The organism is Kluyvera georgiana ATCC 51603, assembly GCF_001654985.1.
Classification (GTDB): domain Bacteria; phylum Pseudomonadota; class Gammaproteobacteria; order Enterobacterales; family Enterobacteriaceae; genus Kluyvera; species Kluyvera georgiana.
Map to the genome: position 1 here is coordinate 1 of NZ_LXEU01000046.1, position 24,278 is coordinate 24,278.

At 52.6% G+C, this 24,278-nt stretch carries 26 protein-coding genes and 1 other annotated feature; of the genes, 19 read left to right on the forward strand and 7 right to left on the reverse strand.

Annotated features, from left to right (window positions below):
• The first annotated feature begins 76 nt into the window (after positions 1-76).
• A complete protein-coding gene (locus M989_RS10785) occupies positions 77-628 on the forward strand; it encodes a recombinase family protein (protein ID WP_064545102.1) in 552 nt (183 codons plus the stop codon).
• Positions 629-742: 114 nt separating this feature from the next.
• On the opposite strand, the gene M989_RS10790 is transcribed toward M989_RS10785, so the two are convergent.
• Positions 743-1,039 (reverse strand): YciI family protein, encoded by a 297-nt coding sequence (locus M989_RS10790; RefSeq protein WP_064545104.1) that lies wholly within the window; start codon positions 1,037-1,039, stop codon positions 743-745.
• A 220-nt stretch (positions 1,040-1,259) separates the two neighbouring features.
• Between M989_RS10790 and tonB the strand changes: the two genes are divergently transcribed.
• The gene (gene tonB, locus M989_RS10795; RefSeq protein ID WP_064545305.1) at positions 1,260-1,973 is read left to right on the forward strand and encodes a TonB system transport protein TonB; all 714 of its coding nucleotides are present in this window, start codon (positions 1,260-1,262) and stop codon (positions 1,971-1,973) included.
• 29 nt (positions 1,974-2,002) lie between these two features.
• Here the strand turns inward: tonB and M989_RS10800 are convergent, their stop codons facing one another.
• Together M989_RS10800 and pfkB are read right to left on the reverse strand one after the other, a co-directional pair.
• Positions 2,003-2,863, reverse strand: coding sequence for a fructosamine kinase family protein (locus M989_RS10800; RefSeq protein WP_064545106.1), 861 nt, complete (start codon positions 2,861-2,863; stop codon positions 2,003-2,005).
• Between the two features lie 252 nt (positions 2,864-3,115).
• Positions 3,116-4,048 carry a 6-phosphofructokinase II gene (pfkB, locus tag M989_RS10805; RefSeq protein ID WP_064545108.1) on the reverse strand — a complete coding sequence of 311 codons (933 nt, stop codon included), beginning with the start codon at positions 4,046-4,048 and terminating at the stop codon, positions 3,116-3,118.
• A gap of 313 nt (positions 4,049-4,361) precedes the next feature.
• Here pfkB and M989_RS10810 point away from each other — a divergent pair, with 313 nt between their 5' ends.
• A complete protein-coding gene (locus M989_RS10810; protein WP_064545110.1) occupies positions 4,362-5,120 on the forward strand; it encodes a DUF481 domain-containing protein in 759 nt (252 codons plus the stop codon).
• Positions 5,121-5,390: 270 nt separating this feature from the next.
• Positions 5,391-5,636, forward strand: a complete 246-nt coding sequence (locus M989_RS10815; protein ID WP_064545112.1) for a YdgH/BhsA/McbA family protein — start codon at positions 5,391-5,393, stop codon at positions 5,634-5,636.
• Between the two features lie 249 nt (positions 5,637-5,885).
• On the opposite strand, the gene yniD is transcribed toward M989_RS10815, so the two are convergent.
• Complete coding sequence (gene yniD, locus M989_RS25525) at positions 5,886-5,993, reverse strand: small membrane protein YniD (protein WP_100249959.1); 108 nt, start codon at positions 5,991-5,993, stop codon at positions 5,886-5,888.
• A 291-nt stretch (positions 5,994-6,284) separates the two neighbouring features.
• Here yniD and thrS point away from each other — a divergent pair, with 291 nt between their 5' ends.
• The 14 genes from thrS to selO all read left to right on the forward strand — a co-directional run bounded on the left by thrS (position 6,285) and on the right by selO (position 19,005).
• Positions 6,285-8,213, forward strand: a complete 1,929-nt coding sequence (gene thrS, locus M989_RS10825; RefSeq protein WP_064545116.1) for a threonine--tRNA ligase — start codon at positions 6,285-6,287, stop codon at positions 8,211-8,213.
• A gap of 3 nt (positions 8,214-8,216) precedes the next feature.
• Positions 8,217-8,759 carry a translation initiation factor IF-3 gene (gene infC / locus M989_RS10830; RefSeq protein WP_071845866.1) on the forward strand — a complete coding sequence of 181 codons (543 nt, stop codon included), beginning with the start codon at positions 8,217-8,219 and terminating at the stop codon, positions 8,757-8,759.
• Between the two features lie 96 nt (positions 8,760-8,855).
• A complete protein-coding gene (gene rpmI / locus M989_RS10835; protein WP_003030583.1) occupies positions 8,856-9,053 on the forward strand; it encodes a 50S ribosomal protein L35 in 198 nt (65 codons plus the stop codon).
• Between the two features lie 50 nt (positions 9,054-9,103).
• Positions 9,104-9,460, forward strand: a complete 357-nt coding sequence (rplT, locus tag M989_RS10840; protein WP_000124850.1) for a 50S ribosomal protein L20 — start codon at positions 9,104-9,106, stop codon at positions 9,458-9,460.
• 118 nt (positions 9,461-9,578) lie between these two features.
• Positions 9,579-9,703, forward strand: a sequence feature (Phe leader region).
• Positions 9,584-9,628 (forward strand): pheST operon leader peptide PheM, encoded by a 45-nt coding sequence (pheM, locus tag M989_RS25530; RefSeq protein WP_001386830.1) that lies wholly within the window; start codon positions 9,584-9,586, stop codon positions 9,626-9,628. It overlaps the preceding feature by 45 nt.
• Positions 9,704-9,763: 60 nt before the next feature.
• Positions 9,764-10,747 (forward strand): phenylalanine--tRNA ligase subunit alpha, encoded by a 984-nt coding sequence (gene pheS / locus M989_RS10845; protein ID WP_064545118.1) that lies wholly within the window; start codon positions 9,764-9,766, stop codon positions 10,745-10,747.
• A gap of 15 nt (positions 10,748-10,762) precedes the next feature.
• A complete protein-coding gene (gene pheT / locus M989_RS10850) occupies positions 10,763-13,150 on the forward strand; it encodes a phenylalanine--tRNA ligase subunit beta (RefSeq protein ID WP_064545120.1) in 2,388 nt (795 codons plus the stop codon).
• Positions 13,151-13,154: 4 nt separating this feature from the next.
• Positions 13,155-13,454, forward strand: coding sequence for an integration host factor subunit alpha (ihfA, locus tag M989_RS10855; protein ID WP_003030571.1), 300 nt, complete (start codon positions 13,155-13,157; stop codon positions 13,452-13,454).
• Between the two features lie 99 nt (positions 13,455-13,553).
• Complete coding sequence (gene btuC / locus M989_RS10860; protein WP_064545122.1) at positions 13,554-14,537, forward strand: vitamin B12 ABC transporter permease BtuC; 984 nt, start codon at positions 13,554-13,556, stop codon at positions 14,535-14,537.
• 99 nt (positions 14,538-14,636) lie between these two features.
• On the forward strand, positions 14,637-15,191 hold the full coding sequence (locus M989_RS10865; RefSeq protein ID WP_064545124.1) for a glutathione peroxidase: 555 nt from the start codon (positions 14,637-14,639) through the stop codon (positions 15,189-15,191).
• Positions 15,188-15,949 carry a vitamin B12 ABC transporter ATP-binding protein BtuD gene (gene btuD, locus M989_RS10870; protein WP_064545126.1) on the forward strand — a complete coding sequence of 254 codons (762 nt, stop codon included), beginning with the start codon at positions 15,188-15,190 and terminating at the stop codon, positions 15,947-15,949. Before M989_RS10865 ends, btuD begins: the two co-directional genes overlap by 4 nt.
• A gap of 95 nt (positions 15,950-16,044) precedes the next feature.
• On the forward strand, positions 16,045-16,509 hold the full coding sequence (locus M989_RS10875; protein ID WP_064545307.1) for a C40 family peptidase: 465 nt from the start codon (positions 16,045-16,047) through the stop codon (positions 16,507-16,509).
• A gap of 278 nt (positions 16,510-16,787) precedes the next feature.
• Positions 16,788-17,501 (forward strand): EAL domain-containing protein, encoded by a 714-nt coding sequence (locus M989_RS10880; RefSeq protein WP_064545127.1) that lies wholly within the window; start codon positions 16,788-16,790, stop codon positions 17,499-17,501.
• Positions 17,502-17,562: 61 nt separating this feature from the next.
• Positions 17,563-19,005, forward strand: a complete 1,443-nt coding sequence (gene selO / locus M989_RS10885) for a protein adenylyltransferase SelO (protein WP_064545129.1) — start codon at positions 17,563-17,565, stop codon at positions 19,003-19,005.
• 32 nt (positions 19,006-19,037) lie between these two features.
• Here the strand turns inward: selO and hemP are convergent, their stop codons facing one another.
• From hemP to ppsR, 3 genes are all read right to left on the reverse strand, one after another.
• Positions 19,038-19,217 carry a hemin uptake protein HemP gene (hemP, locus tag M989_RS10890; RefSeq protein WP_064545131.1) on the reverse strand — a complete coding sequence of 60 codons (180 nt, stop codon included), beginning with the start codon at positions 19,215-19,217 and terminating at the stop codon, positions 19,038-19,040.
• A 134-nt stretch (positions 19,218-19,351) separates the two neighbouring features.
• Positions 19,352-20,398: a 3-deoxy-7-phosphoheptulonate synthase AroH gene (gene aroH / locus M989_RS10895; protein ID WP_064545133.1), complete on the reverse strand. Its 1,047-nt coding sequence runs from the start codon at positions 20,396-20,398 to the stop codon at positions 19,352-19,354.
• Positions 20,399-20,551: 153 nt separating this feature from the next.
• Positions 20,552-21,385 carry a posphoenolpyruvate synthetase regulatory kinase/phosphorylase PpsR gene (ppsR, locus tag M989_RS10900; RefSeq protein WP_035896136.1) on the reverse strand — a complete coding sequence of 278 codons (834 nt, stop codon included), beginning with the start codon at positions 21,383-21,385 and terminating at the stop codon, positions 20,552-20,554.
• A 331-nt stretch (positions 21,386-21,716) separates the two neighbouring features.
• On the opposite strand from ppsR, the gene ppsA reads away from it, so the two are divergent.
• A complete protein-coding gene (gene ppsA, locus M989_RS10905; protein ID WP_064545135.1) occupies positions 21,717-24,095 on the forward strand; it encodes a phosphoenolpyruvate synthase in 2,379 nt (792 codons plus the stop codon).
• Positions 24,096-24,278: the final 183 nt, after the last annotated feature.

The following is a 24,278-nucleotide window of genomic DNA, read 5'->3' on the forward strand; positions in this document are numbered from 1 at the left end:
CCCAAACCAACCTTTAAGAAAATGCATAATTTCCATTCGGATGGCATGATCCCGGCTTTTTGCGGGAGGGAAATTCGTGTTAATTGGCTATGTCAGAGTGTCAACAAATGACCAGAACACCGCATTACAACGAAATGCGCTTGAGTGCGCAGGATGTGAACTGATTTTCGAGGATAAGATCAGTGGAAGAACCTCGGACAGACCGGGGCTTAAGCGGGTGCTCAAGACGTTAGGCGAGGGCGACACGCTGGTTGTCTGGAAGCTTGACCGCCTCGGTCGCAGTATGCGGCACCTGGTGGTGCTGGTAGAGGAGCTACGGGAGCGCGGGATTAACTTTCGCAGCCTGACGGACAGTATCGACACCAGTACGCCGATGGGTAGATTTTTCTTTCACGTCATGGGTGCACTGGCCGAGATGGAAAGAGAACTGATCGTTGAACGTACCAGGGCTGGTTTAGCAGCTGCACGTGCAGAGGGTAGGGTTGGTGGTCGACGGCCAAAGTTCAGCCAGGATGAGTGGGCGCAGATGGGGAGACTGATAGAAGGCGGAATGGACAGAAAGCAGGTAGCAATCATTTTCGATGCTGGCGTTTCGACACTGTACAAGAAATTTCCGGCAGGTAGTTAATGCGAGCTAAAAATTACAAGGGCACAAACATTGTGTACTTCATTGCGCCCTTATATTTTGATTTTCTTTATATTAAAACCATAGTCTATTGAATTTACAGTGTTTTTATTTGAGCTAGAAAACCTTTTTATACGGTTTTACCGAAACCTGCTGGTACACGCCAGCCGCGACATAGGGATCGTCCTGCGCCCAGGACTGGGCGGCTTCCAGCGATTCAAATTCTGCAATGACCGTTGAACCACTAAAACCTGCGGCACCGGGATCGTTACTGTCGACGGCGGGCATTGGCCCGGCGGTTAGCAGACGGCCTTCATCATGTAGCAGCTGCAAACGAGCCAGATGAGCGGGGCGGACCGAAAGACGTTTTTCAAGAGAGTCGGCAATATCCTGAGCATAAATGACGTAAAGCACGGGCGGAACTCCTGTTTAAATAGTTTGCGAATTACGGTAAGGCAAAGCGTCAGCGACTGCAATGCAAAGTTTTTTACGCGTAAAAAGACGTGAAGAGTCGCGGGTTTTTTGGCCAACTGCGGGATAAAGTTGACCGAAGATAAGATGTCTTATTGAATATGATTGCTATTTGCATTTAAAATCGAGTTCTCATTTTTCAACTGTAACGACTATGACTGCAATGACCCTTGATTTACCCCGCCGGTTTCCGTGGCCGACGTTGCTCTCTGTTGGCATCCATGGTGCCGTCGTGGCCGGTCTGCTTTATACCTCGGTACATCAGGTTATTGAATTGCCCGCTCCTGCGCAGCCGATCACCGTTACGATGGTTGCACCTGCCGATCTCGAACCGCCTCAGGCTGTCGTTCAGCCGCAGCCTGTTGTTGAGCCGGAACCTGAGCCAGAACCGGAGCCGGTTCCAGAGGTGGCGCAGGCGCCGGTCGTTATTCACAAACCAAAACCGAAGCCGAAGCCAAAACCGAAGCCGGTGAAAAAAATTGAGCAGCCGAAGCCGGAAGTGAAGCCGGTTGAATCGCGCCCTCTGTCAACGGTTAACCGTGATGCGCCGCCGGCGCGTTCGGTCGCTAACAATATGCCGGGAGCGAGCGCACCGTCGGTGAGTGCGCCAACCGGACCACGTGCGTTGAATCGTCCACAGCCGGGTTATCCGTCGCGCGCTCAGGCGCTGCGAATTGAAGGTAAAGTGCGCGTGAAATTTGACGTGACCGCCGATGGCCGCGTGGAGAATGTGCAAATCCTCTCAGCGCAGCCATCCAATATGTTTGAGCGCGATGTTAAAACGGCAATGCGGAAATGGCGTTACGAATCCGGCAAGCCGGGGACGGGGCTGATTATGAATATTGAGTTCCGCCTGAAAGGCGTCCAGATGAACTAAGTAAAAGCCCCCGAAAGGGGGCTTTGTCATTATGCGGCAAGAACCTTATCCATTGCTTTTTGCGCAATCACCAGATGCTGTCCGCCAAAGAGAATCGCCCGGTTAATCAACGTATAGAGCTGATATATCGGCTGGCGCTCGAGAAACCCGGCGGGCAGCGGTGAAATCGACTGATAGCCGTCGTATATTTGCGGCGGTTGGTCGGGATGCAGCGGCAGCATCGCCAGGTCACACTCGCGATCGCCCCAATAGCAGGCCGGATCAAAAATGTACGGTCCGTCTGGACCCAGCGCACAGTTGTTTGACCAGAGGTCACCATGGAGCAGCGAAGGCTGCGGTTGATGCGAACTCAAGCGCTGTTGGACATGATCGACAATCGCGTCGATATCGCCAAACTTCATACCTTTCTCTGCGGCCAACTCTAACTGCCAACCAATTCTCTGCTCGGCAAAAAAGGTCGACCAACGACGCTGCCAGGCGTTGGGCTGTGGAGTGGTAGAGAGATCGTTGTCAAAATCGAGGCCAAACTGCGGCTGGTCGCTCCACTGATGGAGGTGAGCGAGTTGTTGACCGAGCAGGAAGGCGTTATGCGCGTCCAGCGGGCGAGGGGGCAGATACTCCATCACCAGAAAACTGTAGTCGCGGTCTGAACCCACGACGAACACTTCCGGGACGGTCACGGTTTTACTGCGGGAGAGCAGCTCGAGCTGATCGGCCTCCGCGGTAAAAATGGGCAATAATTCACGTTCATCACACTTCACGAAAAAATCTCGTCCCGCATAGCGTATATGCCATGCGGCATGAATTTCTCCGCCGGGCAGTTCAGTACGCAGATCGATTTCGCCACTTCCAAGTTGCTCGCCTAACAGGCTACTGATCGCTTGCCACATGATGTCTCTCCCCATGTTTTCTGCCGTATCATAAGGTTAGCGCATTACTGCAGGGTAAAAATTCGAGCTATCCCGCACAACGGGTAAAAAGAATGCAGAACGCAGAGACAGGACCGTACTCCCTCTGCTACAGACGTATGATGACTCAGCTTCAAATGCACCCCATTGTTAACAATGGAGTTTGGTTAGCATAGTCGATTACGGCGATTTAGCGACCTGCGGCATGCTCCGCAGGTCCGTTTTCCTGCACATTCAGTGCTGTTGCAGGTAAGCGTAAATTTTCTGCGTATTTTCGCGTGAGCAGAGTCGGGTACCTTGATTGATGGTGGCCGCGCTGCCTGCAGCGACACCGTAGCGCACCATCTCTTCAAGGCTTGCCCCTTCCGCAAGTTTCAGCGTCATAGCGCCTACCATGCTGTCACCAGCGCCAACGGTACTTTGGCTTTTGATCGGCGGCGGGACAACCTGCACGCATGAATGCGCGTCAACGGCTAGCGCCCCTTGCGCACCTAAAGATACCACCACGCGGCGGGCTTTTCCGCTGCGTACGATCTCCTGCGCGGCGTTACGAACGTCATCCGGTTGGTTAAGGTCTCGCTGGACGAGCGCGCTCAGCTCTTTCTGATTGGGTTTGACCAACTCAATGTTGCCAATTGTCAGCGCTGCCGCCAGGGCTTCGCCGGAGCTGTCGATGATGCAGCGTAACCCATGCTGCTGAGCCGCTTTGATGAGGGTGACAAACTGCGCGAGGGAGACGCCGGGCGGTAGACTCCCGCTTATGACCAATAAAGAGCCTGAATCTGTTCGCAATACGCTCTCTTGTAGCGCTTGCAGTTCATCACCATGCAGCGTGGCACCTGGCATGACAAAGCGATACTGCTCGCCGCTGGCGTCGACGTGGACATGGAGGTTCTGTCGCGTCCATTCGCGGGATGCGACACTCTTGACGGGCACATGTTCGCTTTGCAGTAGCGCAACCAGATGCTCTCCGGTGGCTCCGCCAGCCGGGAAGAGGGCGGTGGCGTTGCCGCCCAGATACGTGATGGCGCGTGCGACGTTGATTCCACCGCCACCCGGCTCAAAGACCGGGGCGCTACAGCGCAGTTTTCCCTCCGGGTAAATTTGTGGCGTTTGGGTGGCGCTGTCGAGTGAGGGGGCGAGCGTCAACGTGTAAATTTTAACCATATCAATAACCTCCCTTTATGAGCCAATAAACCACTCTGAATACAACTGGGTATAGCCTGGCACTTGCCTGATGATAATGAAAGGAACAACAGTATGATTTTTATAGAAAAGAGTAATTTAGGCTGACTTTCATTATGAAAGAAAATTCTCTTTAAGACGGCTCTTATTCAAAAAATGAAAGACGAATAGGATTGCTATGTTATTCGTGCCTTTTTATAATTTGTTGCCTTTCTATGGACCACCCCGTCGTTGATCCTCGCGAAAGTTTCCGGGACGAAATCGTCTCCTTTTTTGTTGTACGGACTCATAATAAATGAAGCTTTTGAAGACAGTACCGGCAGCGGTTGTGCTGCTGGGGGGCGTGTTTGCGTCTGCGTATGCAACCGCCAGTGATACCGTTTTTACTGTCATGGATGACCCAACCAGCGCTAAAAAACCGTTTGAAGGTAACGTGAATGCGGGCTACCTCGCACAATCCGGCAATACCAAAAGCTCGTCAGCAACCGCTGATTCAACGCTGACCTGGTACGGAGAAACGACGGCATGGTCCCTGTGGGGCAATGCCAGCAATACCTCGGCTAATGATGAACGTTCCTCAGAAAAATATTCTGTCGGCGGCCGTAGTCGCTATAACATGACGCATGAAGACTACCTGTTTGGTCAGGCTAGCTGGTTAACAGACCGCTATAATGGCTATCATGAACGTGATGTCTTTACCGCAGGTTACGGGCGTCAGTTCCTGAACGGGCCGATCCACAGCTTCCGTTTTGAATTTGGTCCAGGCGTTCGTTACGACGAATACACCGATGGTAACTCGGAAACGCAGCCGCTGGGCTATGCTTCTGCGGCCTATGCCTGGCAGATGACCGACACCACCAAATTTACTCAGGGTGTGTCTGTTCTGGGAGCCGATGATACGACCGTCAACTCAGAGACCGCGCTCAATGTTGCAATCAATGAGCACTTTGGTCTGAAGGTGGCCTACAACGTCACCTGGAACTCTGAGCCACCGGAAACGGCACCGAATCACACCGATCGACGCACATCGCTGACGCTGGGTTATACAATGTAATGATTTGCAGGCCGGTGAAATGCCGGCCTGTATTTTTAATTTATCGAAATGTGTTATTATTAAATCTGACCGCTGTTTTATTTAATTAAAAATACCCGCTCTCCATAATATCTCCACATTTGGCGTTTCTGACATAATATTCAATAAATTTGACACGAATAGCTAAATATTTTGACTAGGCAAAAGTGTGATCTGGATCTACACTTGTATTCAAGGGCGAAATGATGCCTCTGAGTTCAAAAGTCTTAATCCAGTTAGAGAATAAACATTATGAAAAATATCAAAATCGCATCTGTAGCTATTGTGCTGTCAGCACTCTCTTTCGGTGTATTTGCTGCCGAACCTGCCACGCAGCCAGCCAGTTCTACTAAAGTCGCCACCGTTCAGCACGTTGGTATCTCCAGCGCTTATGACGTTGAAGCAGGCTCTAACATTGCTCCGGGCTCACAGAATACCGGTCGTTCTATGGATGACGCATTCAATGTTCACACCCTGGTTGCAGGTGAGTGGTACTAACTATTCTGTGCTGTAATAATTTGATTTCTTATTAATTATTAATACCGGCAGAGAAAACCGGGTAGAGTCGTACCGGTTTTTCTTGCTGCTATTGATATTTGTTAAAATAAGAAAATTCAGTATTTGTATTTAAAACGTCAGTTCAGGTATTTTTACCGCACGTATTGTTAATAAATAAAAGTTAAAGGCATTTTTTGTATATAAATGATCTTTAACCAGAGTTTCCCGTCACGGTTGTTTATCTTTTTATTATCCCCATATCATCGCAGCCCATCTGAGTAGCAGCATGGCACCACAGATAGCGATTAATACCAGCACCATTTTCCAGTGTTTTTTCGCGAATCGATGTGTCGGCATGGGGTCACTCCCTTATATATGCTGTGTTTCGCGTAGTGTACCAGAATTGTCGACAAACATAGCAACGCGCGTGGCGTAGGGCAATTGCGGCTTTTATCACGTCCTGATGATGTGTAAACTAACCCACGGTGTTATCAACAGGCGGATCCAGGCGGAACCCGATACGCAGTTCAGGTTCCTCATTTTTCGCAGAGTGAAGCGGAAATCAATCCATAACGTGTTGATAAATTTAATCATATAGTTTTGTATGTGCTCTTTCGTGTGGGGCACCACTGCAAATAAGGACATGAAATGCCTGTAATTACTCTTCCTGATGGCAGCCAACGCCATTATGACCACGCCGTAAGCCCGATGGATGTCGCTCTGGACATCGGCCCTGGTCTGGCAAAAGCCACCATCGCTGGGCGCGTGAACGGCGAACTGGTTGATGCATCCGATATCATTGAAAACGATGCAACACTGTCTCTCATCACTGCTAAAGATGAAGACGGTCTGGAAATCATTCGTCACTCCTGCGCTCACCTGCTTGGTCACGCGATTAAACAGCTGTGGCCAAACACCAAAATGGCGATCGGCCCGGTTATCGACAACGGTTTCTACTACGACGTCGATCTTGACCATACGCTGACCCAGGAAGACATCGACGCGCTCGAAAAACGTATGCATGAGCTCGCCGAGAAAAACTATGACGTCATCAAGAAGAAGGTAAGCTGGCATGAAGCCCGCGAAACGTTCGTGAAGCGTGGTGAAACATACAAAGTTTCCATCCTTGATGAAAATATTGCGCATGATGACAAGCCTGGTTTGTATCATCATGAAGAATACGTCGACATGTGCCGCGGTCCGCACGTGCCGAATATGCGATTCTGTCACTACTTCAAGCTGATGAAAACCGCAGGCGCCTACTGGCGCGGCGACAGCAACAACAAGATGCTGCAGCGTATCTACGGTACGGCGTGGACGGACAAAAAAGCCCTCAATGCCTACCTGCAACGTCTGGAAGAAGCGGCGAAGCGCGATCACCGTAAAATCGGTAAGCAGCTCGACCTGTATCATATGCAGGAAGAAGCGCCGGGTATGGTCTTCTGGCATAACGACGGCTGGACTATCTTCCGCGAACTGGAAACTTTTGTACGCTCCAAGCTGAAAGAGTACCAGTATCAGGAAGTGAAAGGCCCGTTCATGATGGACCGTGTGCTGTGGGAAAAAACCGGCCACTGGGACAACTATAAAGATGCGATGTTCACCACTTCTTCAGAGAACCGTGAATACTGCATCAAGCCGATGAACTGCCCTGGCCACGTTCAGATCTTTAACCAGGGTCTGAAATCCTACCGCGATCTGCCGCTGCGTATGGCGGAGTTCGGTAGCTGCCATCGTAATGAACCGTCAGGCGCGCTGCATGGCTTAATGCGCGTGCGCGGCTTCACTCAGGATGACGCCCATATCTTCTGTACGGAAGAGCAGGTGCGTGATGAAGTGAACGCGTGCATTCGTTTAGTCTATGATATGTACAGCACTTTCGGTTTTGAAAAAATCGTGGTCAAACTTTCAACGCGTCCGGAAAAACGTATCGGTAGCGATGAAATGTGGGATCGTGCGGAAGCGGATCTGGCGGTTGCGCTGGAAGAAAACAACATCCCGTTTGAATATCAGCTGGGTGAAGGCGCATTCTACGGTCCGAAAATTGAGTTTACCCTGTATGACTGCCTCGATCGTGCATGGCAGTGCGGTACTGTACAGTTAGACTTCTCCCTGCCGGCTCGTCTGAGCGCCTCTTATGTTGGCGAAAACAACGAACGTCAGGTACCGGTGATGATTCACCGCGCAATTCTGGGGTCGCTGGAGCGCTTCATTGGCATCCTGACCGAAGAGTTCGCTGGCTTCTTCCCAACATGGCTTGCTCCGGTGCAGGTCGTGGTGATGAATATTACCGATTCTCAGTCTGAATACGTTAACGAATTGACCCGTAAACTACAAAATGCAGGCATTCGCGTAAAAGCGGACTTGAGAAATGAGAAGATTGGCTTTAAAATCCGCGAGCACACTTTACGTCGTGTCCCTTACATGTTGGTCTGTGGCGACAAAGAGGTTGAAGCCGGCAAAGTTGCCGTGCGTACCCGTCGTGGCAAAGACTTGGGCAGTCTGGACGTAAATGAAGTTATCGAGAAGCTGCAACAAGAGATTCGCAGCCGCAGTCTTCAACAACTGGAGGAATAAGGTATTAAAGGCGGAAAACGAGTTCAAACGGCACGTCCGAATCGTATCAATGGCGAGATTCGCGCCCAGGAAGTTCGCTTAACTGGTCTGGAAGGTGAGCAACTGGGTATTGTGAGTCTGAGAGAAGCAATCGAAAAGGCTGAAGAAGCTGGAGTAGATTTAGTTGAAATCAGCCCTAACGCCGAACCGCCAGTTTGTCGTATCATGGACTACGGCAAGTTCCTTTATGAAAAAAGTAAGTCTTCTAAGGAACAGAAGAAAAAGCAAAAAGTTATCCAGGTTAAGGAAATTAAATTCCGTCCTGGGACCGATGATGGTGATTACCAGGTAAAACTCCGCAGCCTGGTTCGCTTTCTCGAAGATGGCGATAAGGCCAAGATCACACTGCGTTTCCGCGGTCGTGAGATGGCCCACCAGCAGATCGGTATGGAAGTGCTTAATCGCGTCCGTGACGATCTGAGTGAACTGGCAGTAGTCGAATCCTTCCCTACGAAGATCGAAGGCCGCCAGATGATCATGGTGCTCGCTCCTAAGAAGAAACAGTAAGGCCTTCAAGTAACAACGTTCGTGAAGCCTTCGGGCTTCACTGATGTTGTTCGCCTACGTTTCGTTTATTAACAATGCGAAGTGGAAGTTATTAAGATGCCAAAAATTAAGACCGTACGCGGTGCTGCTAAGCGCTTCAAAAAAACCGGTGGTGGTGGATTTAAGCGTAAGCACGCAAACCTGCGTCATATTCTGACCAAAAAATCTACTAAACGTAAACGTCACCTGCGTCCAAAAGGCCTTGTTTCTAAAGGCGATCTGGGTCTGGTTATCGCGTGCCTGCCGTACGCATAAGCCGTTAACGTTTAATTTTTTACTAAGAATATAGATACAGGAGAGCTCACATGGCTCGCGTAAAACGTGGTGTAATTGCTCGTGCACGTCACAAAAAAATTCTGAAACAAGCTAAAGGCTACTACGGTGCGCGTTCTCGCGTATACCGCGTTGCCTTCCAGGCTGTTATCAAGGCTGGTCAGTACGCTTACCGTGACCGTCGTCAGCGTAAGCGTCAGTTCCGTCAACTGTGGATTGCACGTATCAATGCGGCAGCACGTCAGAACGGTATTTCTTACAGCAAATTCATCAACGGCCTGAAAAAAGCCTCTGTTGAAATCGACCGTAAGATCCTGGCTGACATCGCAGTATTCGACAAAGTAGCGTTCACCGCTCTGGTCGAAAAAGCGAAAGCAGCACTGGCATAAGCCAGTTGAAAGAGGGAGCTAGTCTCCCTCTTTTCGTTTTAATCGCATCAAAACGTTGACATTTATTCCCGTAGCCCTTTCAATAAAGGCGTTACGATCCTTACCACACAAGGTAACGCAAGCATGAATGCTGCTATTTTCCGCTTCTTCTTTTACTTTAGCACCTGAACTCAGGAGGCTTGCGCGTGAAAGAAGAAACGAAAAATCAGCGCCAATAAGCCTCCATCTGGAGGCTTTTTTTGTATCTGAATTCGAGATTAAGTCCACCAAACCGGTGTCTGCACCGACATAATGAGGAAAACCATGTCACATCTCGCAGAGCTGGTTGCCAGTGCCAAGGCAGCCATTAACCAGGCTTCAGATGTTGCCGCGTTAGACAATGTCCGCGTCGAATATCTGGGTAAGAAAGGGCATCTGACCCTTCAGATGACCACACTGCGTGACCTGCCGCCAGAAGAGCGTCCGGCTGCCGGTGCGGTCATCAACGAAGCGAAAGAGCAGGTACAGCAGGCACTGAACGCGCGTAAAGCCGATTTAGAAAACGCTGCGCTGAACGCTCGTCTGGCCGCAGAGACCATTGATATCTCCCTGCCGGGGCGTCGTATTGAAAACGGGGGCTTACACCCGGTAACGCGCACCATTGACCGTATTGAAAGTTTCTTCGGTGAGCTCGGCTTTACCGTTGCAACGGGCCCGGAAATCGAAGATGACTACCATAACTTCGATGCGCTGAATATTCCGACGCACCACCCGGCACGTGCTGACCACGACACTTTCTGGTTCGATGCAACCCGTCTGCTGCGCACCCAAACTTCAGGCGTACAGATTCGTACCATGAAGGAGCAGCAGCCGCCAATCCGTATCATCGCGCCGGGTCGTGTGTATCGTAACGACTACGATCAGACGCACACCCCAATGTTCCATCAGATGGAAGGCCTGATTGTTGATAAAAACATCAGCTTTACCAACCTGAAAGGGACGTTGCACGATTTCCTGCGCAACTTCTTTGAGGAAGACCTGCAAATTCGTTTCCGCCCGTCCTACTTCCCGTTCACCGAACCGTCTGCTGAAGTTGACGTGATGGGTAAAAACGGTAAATGGCTGGAAGTACTGGGTTGCGGGATGGTACACCCGAACGTTCTGCGTAACGTAGGCATCGATCCGGAAGTGTATTCCGGCTTCGCCTTCGGTATGGGTATGGAGCGTCTGACCATGCTGCGTTACGGTGTCACCGATTTACGTGCGTTTTTCGAAAACGATCTGCGTTTCCTCAAACAGTTTAAATAAGGGCAGGACAACATAATGAAATTCAGTGAACTGTGGTTACGCGAATGGGTTAACCCGGCTATCGACAGCGAAGCGCTGTCGGGGCAAATCACCATGGCAGGTCTGGAAGTCGACGGTGTAGAAGCCGTTGCCGGCAGCTTCAACGGCGTAGTGGTCGGTGAAGTCGTCGAATGTGGTCAGCATCCGAACGCCGACAAACTGCGCGTGACGAAAGTAAACGTGGGCGGTGAGCGTCTGCTGGATATCGTCTGTGGCGCGCCGAACTGCCGTCAGGGCCTGAAAGTGGCCGTGGCGACCATCGGCGCTGTGCTGCCGGGTGATTTCAAAATTAAGGCGGCAAAACTGCGTGGCGAACCGTCTGAAGGTATGCTGTGCTCTTTCTCCGAGCTGGGTATTTCCGACGACCATAGCGGCATTATCGAACTGCCGGCCGATGCGCCGTTGGGGACCGATATCCGTGAATATCTGCAGCTGGACGATAACACCATCGAGATCAGCGTGACGCCAAACCGTGCCGACTGCTTAGGCATCATCGGCGTGGCTCGTGATGTTGCGGTACTGAACAAACTGCCGCTGAATGCGCCAGAAATCACGCCAGTAGCGGCGACGATTGCAGACGTGCTGCCAATCGAAGTTGAAGCCGCCGATGCCTGTCCGCGCTATTTAGGCCGCGTGGTGAAGGGGATTAACGTTAAAGCGCCAACTCCGCTGTGGATGAAAGAGAAACTGCGTCGCTGCGGTATTCGTTCCATTGATGCGGTCGTTGACGTCACCAACTACGTCCTGCTGGAACTGGGTCAGCCAATGCATGCGTTCGATAAAGATCGCATCGAAGGCGGTATCAAAGTGCGTATGGCAAAAGAGGGCGAGACCCTGGTTCTGCTGGACGGTTCTGAAGCCAAACTCAGTGCAGATACCCTGGTCATTGCCGACCATCATAAAGCGCTGGCGATGGCCGGTATCTTTGGCGGCGAGCACTCTGGCGTGAACGACGAAACCCAGAACGTGCTGCTGGAATCGGCTTTCTTCAGCCCGCTGTCCATCACCGGCCGCGCGCGCCGTCATGGTCTGCACACCGATGCTTCTCACCGCTACGAGCGCGGCGTTGATCCGGCACTGCAGTACAAAGCAATCGAGCGTGCTACCGCGCTGCTGATTGAACTGTGCGGCGGTGAAGCGGGCCCAATCATCGATGTGACCCAGGAAGCTGCGCTGCCGAAGCGTGCGACGATTACGCTGCGTCGTAGCAAGCTGGATCGCCTGATTGGTCATCACATTGCCGATGAGCAGGTGACCGATATTCTGACGCGCCTGGGCTGTGAAGTGACTGTCGGTGACAACCAATGGCAGGCGGTTGCGCCAACCTGGCGTTTCGATATGGAAATCGAAGAAGACCTGGTGGAAGAAGTGGCGCGCGTTTATGGCTATAACAGCATCCCGAACGAGCCGGTACAGGCAGGTCTGGTGATGGGCAGCCATAAAGAAGCCAATCTGTCGCTTAAGCGTGTGAAAACCATGCTGAACGATAAAGGCTATCAGGAAGTGATCACCTACAGCTTCGTGGACCCGAAAGTTCAGCAGTTGGTTCACCCGGGTGAGGAAGCGCTGATTCTGCCAAGCCCAATTTCCAGCGAAATGTCCGCTATGCGTCTGTCTCTGCTGACCGGCCTGCTGTCGACGGTGGTGTACAACCAGAACCGCCAGCAGAACCGTGTGCGTATCTTCGAGACCGGCCTGCGCTTCGTACCGGACACTCAGGCTCCTCTGGGTATCCGTCAGGACGTGATGCTGGGTGGCGTTATCTGCGGTAACCGCTACGATGAGCATTGGAATCTGGCAAAAGAGACCGTTGATTTCTATGATTTGAAGGGCGATCTGGAATCCGTTCTCGATCTGACCGGTAAATTATCTGAAATTCAATTCAAGGCTGAAGCCAACCCGGCGCTGCATCCGGGCCAGTCTGCGGCGATTTATCTGCGTGGAGAACGCATTGGTTTCATTGGCGTAATCCACCCGGAACTGGAACGTAAACTGGATCTGAACGGTCGTACGCTGGCGTTCGAGCTGGAGTGGAACAAGCTCGCAGACCGCGTGGTTCCTCAGGCGCGCGACGTTTCTCGCTTCCCGGCAAACCGCCGTGACATCGCCGTTGTGGTCGCTGAAAGTGTGCCAGCAGCGGATATTTTAAACGAGTGTAAGAAAGTTGGCGTAAATCAGGTAGTTGGCGTAAACTTATTTGACGTGTACCGTGGTAAGGGTGTTGCGGAAGGCTATAAGAGCCTTGCTATCAGCCTGATTTTACAAGATACCAGCCGTACACTCGAAGAAGAGGAGATTGCCGCTACCGTTGCCAAATGCGTAGAGGCATTAAAAGAGCGATTCCAGGCATCATTGAGGGATTGAACCTATGGCGCTTACAAAAGCTGAAATGTCAGAATATCTGTTTGATAAGCTTGGGCTTAGCAAGCGGGATGCCAAAGAACTGGTGGAACTGTTTTTTGAAGAGATCCGTCGTGCTCTGGAAAACGGTGAGCAGGTTAAGCTGTCCGGTTTTGGCAACTTTGATCTGCGTGACAAAAATCAACGCCCGGGGCGTAACCCAAAAACGGGTGAAGATATTCCCATTACAGCCCGGCGTGTGGTGACCTTCAGACCAGGACAGAAGTTAAAAAGCCGGGTCGAAAACGCAACACCCAAAGAAGAGTAATTCTGATCTAACTAAAAAGGCCGCTGATGCGGCCTTTTTCTTTTCTGCGCGGCGTTGTCACCGTAAAATCAAACGCTTCTCCACGGGCGACGGATAACTATGCAGGTTTATGTACATCAACAGCAGCGGCGTCATCGTCGCTGGCTTGCCGGATTGTCTCTGGCCCTATTGGCGATGCTGGTGATTAGCCTGTGCGCGGGCGACCAATGGATCCCGCCCGGCGAATGGTTCACGGCGAAAGGGCAGCTGTTTATCTGGCAGATTCGCCTGCCGCGTACCGTTGCGGTGCTGCTGGTTGGCGCGGCGTTGGCGTTGTCGGGGGCGGTAATGCAGGCGTTATTTGAAAACCCGCTCGCCGAGCCGGGGCTGCTTGGCGTTTCTAACGGCGCGGGTGTCGGGCTCATTGCGGTGATTATGCTGAGTCAGGGAAACCTGCCGGGCTGGGTGCCAGGGCTGGCCGCCATTGCTGGCGCACTGGTGATAACCGGCATCCTGATGCGCTTTGCGCGACGCCATCTCTCTACCAGCCGCCTGCTGCTGGCAGGCGTTGCGCTGGGCATTATCTGTAGCGCGTTGATGACGTGGGCGGTCTATTTTTCGACGTCGTTCGATCTTCGTCAACTGATGTACTGGATGATGGGCGGATTTGGCGGCGTCGACTGGCAGCAGATCTGGTTGATGCTGGCGCTGGTGCCGGTCATTGTCTGGCTCTGTGCGCAATCTCAGCCGTTGAATCTGCTGGCGCTGGGGGAGACCTCCGCTCGTCAACTGGGCGTTCCCATCGCGTTCTGGCGTAAGCTGCTGGTGATGGTCACCGGCTGGCTGGTGGGCGTCAGCGTGGCGCTGGCAGGGGCTATCGGCTTTATTGGGCTGGTGGTGCCGCATATGCTGCGCCTGTGTGGCCTGACTGACCATCGCGTGCTGCTGCCGGCCTGCGCGCTGGCGGGGGCGAGCACGTTACTGTTTGCCGATATTATTGCGCGGTTGGCGCTGTCGGCCGCTGAGCTGCCGATTGGCGTAGTGACCGCGACGCTCGGAGCACCGGTGTTTATCTGGTTGTTACTCAAATCAGGACGTTACTAACGCAACGTCCTGATTAAAAAGCTTTGGTGTCGTGCCAGCGTATCTGGCTATTATTAAAGACCGGGCGATAAGACCCAAACACGCTGAAAAGAGGATGCTATGCAAACCACCATTCTGAACACACCCGTGACGACCATCGACGGTGAAAAAACCACGCTGGAAGGCTACAAAGGCAAAGTCCTGCTGATTGTCAATGTCGCGTCTAAATGTGGCCTCACGCCGCAATATGAGCAGCTGGAAGCATTACAAACGTCTTTGCAGAACGAAGGTTTCACGGTTCTGGGCTTCCCGTGTAATCAGTTCCTGGGCCAGGAGCCGGGGAGCGAAGAAGAGATTAAAACGTTCTGCAGTACGACCTACGGCGTCACGTTCCCGCTGTTCAGCAAAATCGACGTGAACGGTGATACGCGTCACCCGTTGTATAGCCTGTTGACCCGCCTTGCGCCGAAAGCGGTAGCGCCGGAAGGTAGCGGCTTTTATGAACGTATGGCCAGCAAAGGACGCGCGCCTGCGCATCCAGGTGATATTCTGTGGAATTTCGAAAAGTTCCTGATTGGCCGTGACGGCCAAATCATCAACCGTTTCTCTCCGGATATGACGCCGGATGATCCGATCCTGACCGCGGCCATCAAGCAGGCTCTTGCCCAGCCATGATGCCACTGATGCAGCTTCAGCATGTCGGTGAGGGAGTCCGCCTTCAGGCGTTTAGCGCCAGAGTGGAGCCAGGGGAGATTATTCACCTTGTCGGGCCAAACGGGGCCGGTAAGAGCACGCTGCTGGCCAGAATGGCCGGCCTGACTGGCGGTAAGGGCGTCATTACGCTGAATGCCCAGCCGTTGGATGAATGGCCAGCGCATGCGCTGGCACGTCATCGCGCGTATCTTTCTCAGCACCAGACGCCACCCTTTGCCATGCCGGTCTGGCAATATCTGATGCTGCATCAACAAGGCGAGCCGCAATCGGCGCTCGCCGTTCACGTGGCCAGGGCGTTAGACCTGAGTAATAAGCTGGGGCGTAACGTTAGTCAGCTCTCCGGCGGTGAATGGCAGCGTGTTCGGTTGGCGGCCGTTATTCTGCAAATTCATCCTGCCGATAATCCTGATGGCCAGCTTCTGTTGCTTGATGAGCCGATGAACAGTCTTGATGTCGCTCAACAAGCCGCGCTGGATAAGCTGTTGGCAGAACTGAGAGCGGCGGGCGTTGCTATTGTGATGAGTAGTCACGATCTGAACTATACGTTACGCCATGCCGGGCGAGTCTGGCTATTGTGCCAGGGGCGTTTGATCGCCAGCGGTGAGACCGAGCGTGTTATGCAGCCAGAGCATTTGTCTGCTGCTTATAATATGCGCTTTCAGCGGCTGGATATTGCTGGCCATCAAATGCTCATTTATGACGACGTCGGCGAAAATTAATCCAACTCTGCTTGAAATGGCGGTGATTGCTTGCCAGCCAAACCGCAATAGATATAATTTATTGGCTGAATAAAAAAACTGAGGATTCGCTGGATATGCGTTTCTGGACTCTTTTTCTCGTGGCTTTCGTTTTAGCAGGGTGCAGTAGCCATCGTGCGCCGCCGCCCAATCCCCGGCTTTCGGATTCAATTACCGTTATCGCCAGCCTAAACGATCAGTTGCAAAACTGGCACGGTACGCCTTATCGCTATGGTGGAATGAACCGCCGCGGCGTAGACTGTTCCGCTTTTGTGCTCATGACCTTCCGCGATAAATTCGAAATGCAACTTCCTCGTGAAACGCGTCAACAGGCGAAGATTGGCACCGAAATAGATAAAGATGATCTACTGCCTGGAGACCTGGTATTCTTTAAAACCGGCGCAGGCGAGAGCGGGCTGCACGTGGGGATTTATGATACCGACAACCAGTTTATTCATGCCTCCACCAGCCAGGGGGTGACGAGATCTTCGCTCGATAATGTCTACTGGCGGAAAAATTTCTGGCAGGCCAGGCGAATTTAATCGAAAAGAAAAGGAGGCATTTCGCCTCCTTTTCTTTTTGTAGACGACAAGGTTTTAAATAAATAGCCAACATTATTCTGATTTTGTTAGGCGAGATCATAGAACTTAAGGTTGATTGTGTTAATCCATTACTTTCGATTACAATCATTACGATCCAGTGACGGACCATAAAATAAAAAGGAACCGATGAAAGGAATAACAGCAGCATTCATTACCGTAGGTTTTTTGCTTTGTGACGTCAGGAACCCGGACATGACTTTTAGTGAAGGGCAGTCGCAATGATTGTATCGCTGGATAATACGTATTGTTCTCAATTGTTTTTCCTTCCCGCCAGAAATAGCGACGGGCATCTTGTCGGCCTGAAAGTCGTCAGCCAATTTACCGGTCGCGATAACCACATACGTATCCCCACGAGTTTGGTGCTGCCGCGCCTGGCGCCACAACAAGAAATCACTTTATTTCAGGAAAAACTGGCGCTGTTGAATAACTGCCAGCTGTTCTTTCGCCAGCACAACCTCAAAGCGTGGATTACTGCACCGCCGGGTCTTGTTACGGCGCTGCTTACCGACGACGAGCTCGCCGCCAGCGCTCAGCGTTTTCCGTTTCTGGAGTTGGCCGTCAGTGAAAGCTATCCCGGCCTCAATCAGGTAGATGAAAATCATCCTTTGGCCCACCTGTGTCAGCACTTCCCGTTAGTGCTTAGCGATTTTGGTTCCGGCGATGCCTCAACCCGCGCGGTATTCTCCGGGCTTTTCACCCGTATTGTACTGGATAGAAGTTTTGTCCAGCGCCAGTCAAAATCAGCGTCTTTTGAACCGTTTCTGCGCGCGATCGTGACGCAGATCCAACCTTACTGCCAGGGCATTATGATCTCCGGCGTGGATGACGAGCAAACTCGCCAGCGCGTAGCATCCTTTGGGTTTAGCGGAATGCTTGGCAGTCTGTGGCCGGTGGTGGCAGAATCCTCCCTAATAACATTAGTGCAACAATAACCCTGCGCTTACCCGGGTGTTTAACGTACAGTAACCCAATACACTACGGGCAGGAGGAACCATGAACCTGTCATTTAACACCCGCTGGCGCGATGAGCTGCCAGGATTTTACACTGCGCTACAGCCGACGCCGCTGCATAACGCCCGCCTAATCTGGCACAACGCGCCGCTGGCGCAAGATCTCGCTATTCCCGAATCACTTTTCACGCCTGAATACGGCGCTGGCGTTTGGGGCGGTGAAACGCTGCTGCCCGGTATGTCGCCTTTAGCGCAGGTTTACAGCGGTCATCAGTTTGGGGCCTGGGCAGGGCAACTGGGCGACGGGCGCGGGATCTTAATGGGCGAACAGCAGTTAGAAAATGGCAAAACGGTCGACTGGCATCTTAAGGGGGCCGGACTCACGCCGTATTCACGAATGGGCGATGGGCGAGCGGTATTACGTTCAACTCTTCGTGAAAGCCTGGCTTCTGAAGCCATGCATTATCTTGGCATTCCGGGGACGCGGGCGCTGGCGATAGTGACCAGTGATACGCCGGTGTACCGTGAAACGGTAGAGTCTGGCGCGATGCTGATGCGTATTGCTGAAAGCCATATCCGATTCGGCCACTTTGAACATTTTTACTATCGTCGCGATATCGACAGCGTGCGTACGCTGATGGACTTTACGATCCGTCATCACTGGCCGCACTTACAGCAGGAGGTTGACCGCTACGCGCTGTGGTTCCAGGATGTTGTGGCGCGCACGGCGCAGATGATTGCCCGCTGGCAAACCGTTGGTTTCGCGCATGGTGTGATGAATACCGACAACATGTCGATTCTGGGGCTGACGCTTGACTACGGCCCGTTTGGTTTCCTTGATGACTATCAGCCTGAGTTTATCTGTAATCACTCGGATCATCAGGGACGCTACCGTTTTGATAATCAACCCGCTGTCGGTCTGTGGAACCTTCAGCGTCTGGCGCAGGCGGTGTCACCATGGATTGACGTGGATACGCTGAACGCCGCACTGGAAGGCTATCAGGCGGTGCTTTTCCGGGAATACGGGCAGCGAATGCGCCAGAAACTCGGGCTGTTCAGTGAAAAAACGGGCGACAACGACCTGCTTAACGGCTTGTACGCGCTGATGGAGCGAGAAGGGAGCGACTATACGCGCACTTTCCGGCTGCTCAGCGAAACGGAGCAGCTCAGCGCCGCGTCGCCGCTGCGCGATGAATTTATTGACCGAACGGCCTTTGATTCCTGGTTTACCCAGTACCGCGCGCGTTTACAGCAGGAGCAAGTGGATGACGCATCGCGTCAGCAGGCAATGAAAGTCGCCAATCCGGCGATGGTCCTGCGAAACTGGTTGGCGCAACGGGCGATAGAGCAAGCGGAGAAAGGCGATTATCAGGAACTCCATCGCCTGCATGAAGCATTGCGCGATCCGTGGCGCGATCGGAATGATGACTACGGTCGACGTCCGCCAGATTGGGGTAAGAAACTGGAAGTCAGCTGTTCAAGCTAATTCATTCTGGCTGCGCTATGACGATGGCGCAGCTACTTCGTTAATATTAGCTTTCCCGCCTGGGTTTGCCGCAGCAGATACCGCTGCTCGCCATGTTCAATGATTAAACGACCTTCCTTGCCTAACAGCGTCTGGCTGTCGACTCGACGATCCTCGGGAAGCGGGTGCGGGGTATTATCCTTCTTGGTTTCCAGTTTTGCGCAGCTATCCATTTGCTAATTTCATAATGAAAATCAATATAACAATGAGAAACATTATCAATATTCAATAAGGCAACCGCAAGCGTTATTTACCACTATATCGGGTAGGGTCAATGGCCCACCGGAGAGCGGTGGGCGGGGGAGGCTTACAGGCGAGTGGCCACTGCGGCTGCCAGTTTTTCCAGCAGCAGTTCGGTATCTTCCCAACTCAGGCAGGGATCGGTAATCGACTGACCGTAGGTCAATGGCTGGTCGGCGACGATCTTTTGCGTTCCTTCACGCAGAAAACTTTCCGCCATAATACCGGCAATCGCCGAAGAACCATTGCGGATTTGCTGGCAGATATCGTCACACACTTCCAGCTGACGGCGATGCTGCTTCTGACAGTTGCCGTGGCTAAAGTCGACCACCAGATGCTCCGGCAGGTCAAACTGATGCAGCGTGTCGCAGGCCGCGGCGATATCGTCGGCATGGTAGTTCGGTTTTTTGCCACCGCGCATGATGATATGGCCATACGGGTTGCCGCTGGTCTGATAGATAGTCATTTGACCGTTTTTATCCGGCGACAGGAACATGTGGCTGGCGCGAGCCGCACGGATGGCGTCGACCGCAATGCGGGTATTGCCGTCAGTGCCATTTTTAAAACCCACCGGGCAGGAGAGCGCAGAAGCCATTTCACGGTGGATCTGGCTTTCCGTGGTACGAGCGCCAATGGCGCCCCAACTGATTAAATCGGCGATAAACTGGCCGGTCACCATATCGAGGAATTCGGTCGCTGTCGGTACGCCCAACGTGTTGACCTGTAACAGGAGCTTACGTGCCTGTTCGATACCGTGGTTAACGCGATAGCTGCCGTTCAGGTCGGGATCGGATATTAACCCTTTCCAGCCCACCACGGTGCGCGGCTTTTCGAAATAGGTACGCATGACGATTTCCAGCTCGCCCTGATGCTTTTCACGCAGCACCTGGAGGCGGCGAGCATAATCTATCGCGGCGTCCAGATCGTGAATGGAACACGGGCCCACGATAGCCAGCAGACGGCGGTCTTCGCCGTTGAGGATCTTTTCAATGCGCTGGCGTGAGGCGGTGACGTGGGCCGCAACGTCGGGTGATACGGGGTGGCGCTGAGCAAGTTCAGCAGGCGTAATCAGGCTCTCAATTCGAGCGGTACGCAATTCATCGGTCTTATTCATGGAAGTCTCAGAAATTTGTTGCTTCACCAGTCAAGATGCTGGGAAGTGATGCACATCACGATAAACCAATCTGGGTTTAATTCAAGCGTGGCAGGTCATGTGCTCTCGATCACAAAGCTATGATAACTAAATTTGCTGCATTGTACTAGTGTATTAGTACATTCTGCGACTTAATCCCATTATATCCATGATTTTTGTGGCAATTTCTTCAACCGAGTAGTTGGTACTGTTCAGCCAGGGGATCTGATGACGGCGGTAAAGCGCTTCGACCTCGGCGACTTCCATCCGGCACTGGCGCATTGACGCATAGCGACTGTTTTCCCGCCGCTCTTCACGAATGGCCGCCAGTCGCTCAGGATTGATCGTCAGCCCGAACAGCTTATGCTGCAGCGGTTTGAGCGAGGCAGGCAGCACCAGGTTGTCCATATCATCAGCAATAAAGGGGTAGTTGGCTGCACGAATACCGAACTGCATCGCCAGATACAGGCTGGTCGGCGTTTTGCCGCAGCGCGACACGCCCAGCAGAATCACCTGCGCCTGGTCGAGATTACGCAGCGAGATGCCATCGTCGTGTGCCAGGGTGTAATCAATGGCCGCGATACGCGCATCATACTTGGTCAGATTTCCGGGGGTTAAGCCGTGGGTGCGATGAGCAATAGGCGTTGGATCAAGCTTCAGTTCTTCCTGCAGCGGCGCGACCAGCGCCTGCACAATATCCTGACAGAATCCTTCACATTGCAGAATAATGTCACGAATTTCGGGGATTACAATCGAATAGAAGACCAGCGGCCGCACGCCTGTCTGCTGGTAAATAGCATCGATCTGTTCCTTTACCGCACGCGCGCGACTTTCACTTTCGATAAACGGCAGTGTGATGCTGTTTATCGCGACCGGAAACTGCGACATGACCGCGTGGCCGAGCACTTCCGCCGTAATCGCGGTGCCGTCAGAAATATAAAACACCTGCCTGTCGACTGCGTTATCCATATTGCTTGACTCCCGTTAATTGCCTGAAAGGGTAAATTAAATTTAAACACAAGCCAGATGTATTTGTCTTAAATTTAAAAATGAAACGGTATTTTTATTTTTAATGAAATGGTTGTTTCAATTTCAAAAATACGTCAATAGACCGGATGTTTTTGTGCCTTTTCAGGCTAATCAGTAGGTTATGAATAAACAGGAATCAATCCTAAAAAGTAAAAAAATAATTTGCTTACACGATTCACCGTTTTTTTCGGCCGTTTAAATATGCGAGGATATTTTAAGTAGTCAGTCGTTTCTTATCACTGCTTCTTTAAATCAAAAAAGGATTGTCTCGATGTCCAACAATGGCTCGTCACCGCTGGTGCTTTGGTACAACCAACTCGGCATGAATGATGTAGACAGAGTTGGAGGCAAAAATGCCTCCTTGGGTGAAATGATTACTAATCTGTCCGGAATGGGTGTGTCTGTGCCCAACGGATTTGCCACCACTGCCGATGCGTTTAATCAGTTTCTCGACCAGAGCGGCGTAAACCAGCAGATTTATCAACTGTTGGATAACACCGATATTGACGACGTTACCGCCCTGGCGAAAGCCGGCGCGCAGATCCGCCAGTGGATCATCGACACTCCTTTCCAGAGCGAACTGGAACAGGCAATTCACGAAGCGTATAACCAGCTGGCCGCTGACAACGCCAATGCCTCCTTTGCCGTGCGTTCATCCGCGACGGCAGAAGATATGCCGGACGCTTCCTTTGCCGGCCAGCAGGAAACCTTCCTTAACGTCCAGGGCTATGACGCGGTGCTGGTCGCCGTGAAGCACGTGTTCGCTTCACTGTTCAACGACCGCGCCATCTCTTATCGCGTCCATCAGGGCTATAACCACCGCGGCGTCGCGCTCTCCGCAGGCGTACAGCTGATGGTGCGTTCCGATCTCGCTTCATCGGGCGTCATGTTCTCCATCGATACCGAATCTGGCTTTGATCAGGTGGTGTTTATTACCTCCGCGTGGGGCCTGGGAGAAATGGTGGTGCAGGGCGCGGTGAACCCGGATGAGTTCTACGTTCACAAACCGACCCTCGCCGCCGGTCGCCCGGCGATTGTGCGCCGTACCATGGGCTCGAAGAAAATTCGGATGGTCTATGCGCCGACCCAGGAGCATGGCAAACAGGTACGCATTGAAGACGTGCCGCAGCAGCAAAGCGATATCTTCTCGCTGACTAACGACGAAGTGCAGGCGTTGGCGAAGCAGGCTGTGCAAATTGAAAAACACTACGGTCGTCCGATGGACATCGAGTGGGCGAAAGACGGTCATACCGGCAAGCTGTTTATCGTTCAGGCGCGTCCTGAGACGGTACGCTCGCGCGGGCAGGTGATGGAACGTTATACGCTGCACTCGCAGGGGCGCATTGTCTCTGAAGGGCGCGCTATCGGCCACCGCATCGGCGCGGGCCCGGTTAAAGTCATTCATGACATCAGCGAAATGAACCGTATCCAGCCGGGCGATGTCCTGGTCACCGACATGACCGACCCGGATTGGGAACCGATCATGAAAAAGGCGGCGGCGATTGTCACCAACCGCGGCGGCCGTACCTGCCACGCGGCGATTATTGCCCGTGAGCTGGGCATCCCGGCAGTTGTCGGGTGTGGCGACGCTACCGAACGCATGAAAGATGATGAAAAGGTCACCGTTTCCTGCGCCGAAGGCGACACCGGCTACGTTTACGCCGACCTGCTGGATTTCAGCGTGAAAAGCTCAAGCGTGGATACCATGCCGGATCTGCCGCTGAAAATTATGATGAACGTCGGTAACCCCGATCGTGCCTTCGACTTTGCCTGTCTGCCAAACGAAGGCGTAGGGCTGGCGCGTCTGGAGTTCATCATCAACCGTATGATCGGCGTGCACCCGCGCGCACTGCTCGAGTTCGACGACCAGGAACCAAAGCTGCAAAACGAAATCCGCGAGATGATGAAAGGTTTCGATTCGCCGAAAGAGTTCTATGTTGGCCGTCTGACGGAAGGGATCGCCACGCTGGGCGCGGCGTTCTATCCGAAACGCGTGATTGTGCGTCTGTCTGACTTTAAGTCGAACGAATACGCCAACCTGGTAGGCGGTGAGCGTTATGAACCGGAGGAAGAGAACCCGATGCTCGGCTTCCGCGGCGCCGGTCGCTATGTTTCTGACAGCTTCCGTGATTGCTTTGCCCTTGAGTGTGAAGCGGTGAAACGCGTGCGTAACGACATGGGGCTGACCAACGTCGAGATCATGGTACCGTTCGTCCGTACCGTAGAGCAGGCGAAAGCGGTGGTGGATGAACTGGCGCGCCAGGGACTCAAGCGCGGTGAAAACGGGCTGAAGATCATTATGATGTGTGAGATTCCGTCCAACGCCCTGTTGGCGGAGCAGTTCCTTGAACACTTCGACGGCTTCTCGATTGGCTCAAACGACATGACGCAGCTGGCGCTGGGTCTGGATCGTGACTCTGGCGTCGTTTCCGCGCTGTTTGATGAGCGTAACGACGCGGTGAAAGCGCTGTTGTCGATGGCGATTCGCGCAGCGAAGAAGCAGGGCAAATATGTCGGTATCTGCGGCCAGGGGCCGTCGGATCACGAAGACTTCGCTGCCTGGCTGATGGAGGAAGGGATCGATAGCCTGTCGCTGAACCCGGATACTGTCGTTCAGACCTGGCTGACTCTGGCTGAACTGAAAAAATAATTCGCAATCTTGCTGAAATCCCGGGCCTTGCCCGGGATTTTTGTCTTAAGGGTGTTACCGATCACACTCTGCGAAGAAAACCAAATATCGTAAATCTTCAGGCAATTTCAACAATTGTTCCCCGCCCGTCACTTCTGAATACTGCTAGCTGGACCACAAGCTTAGCGGAATATTTTCGGCTAT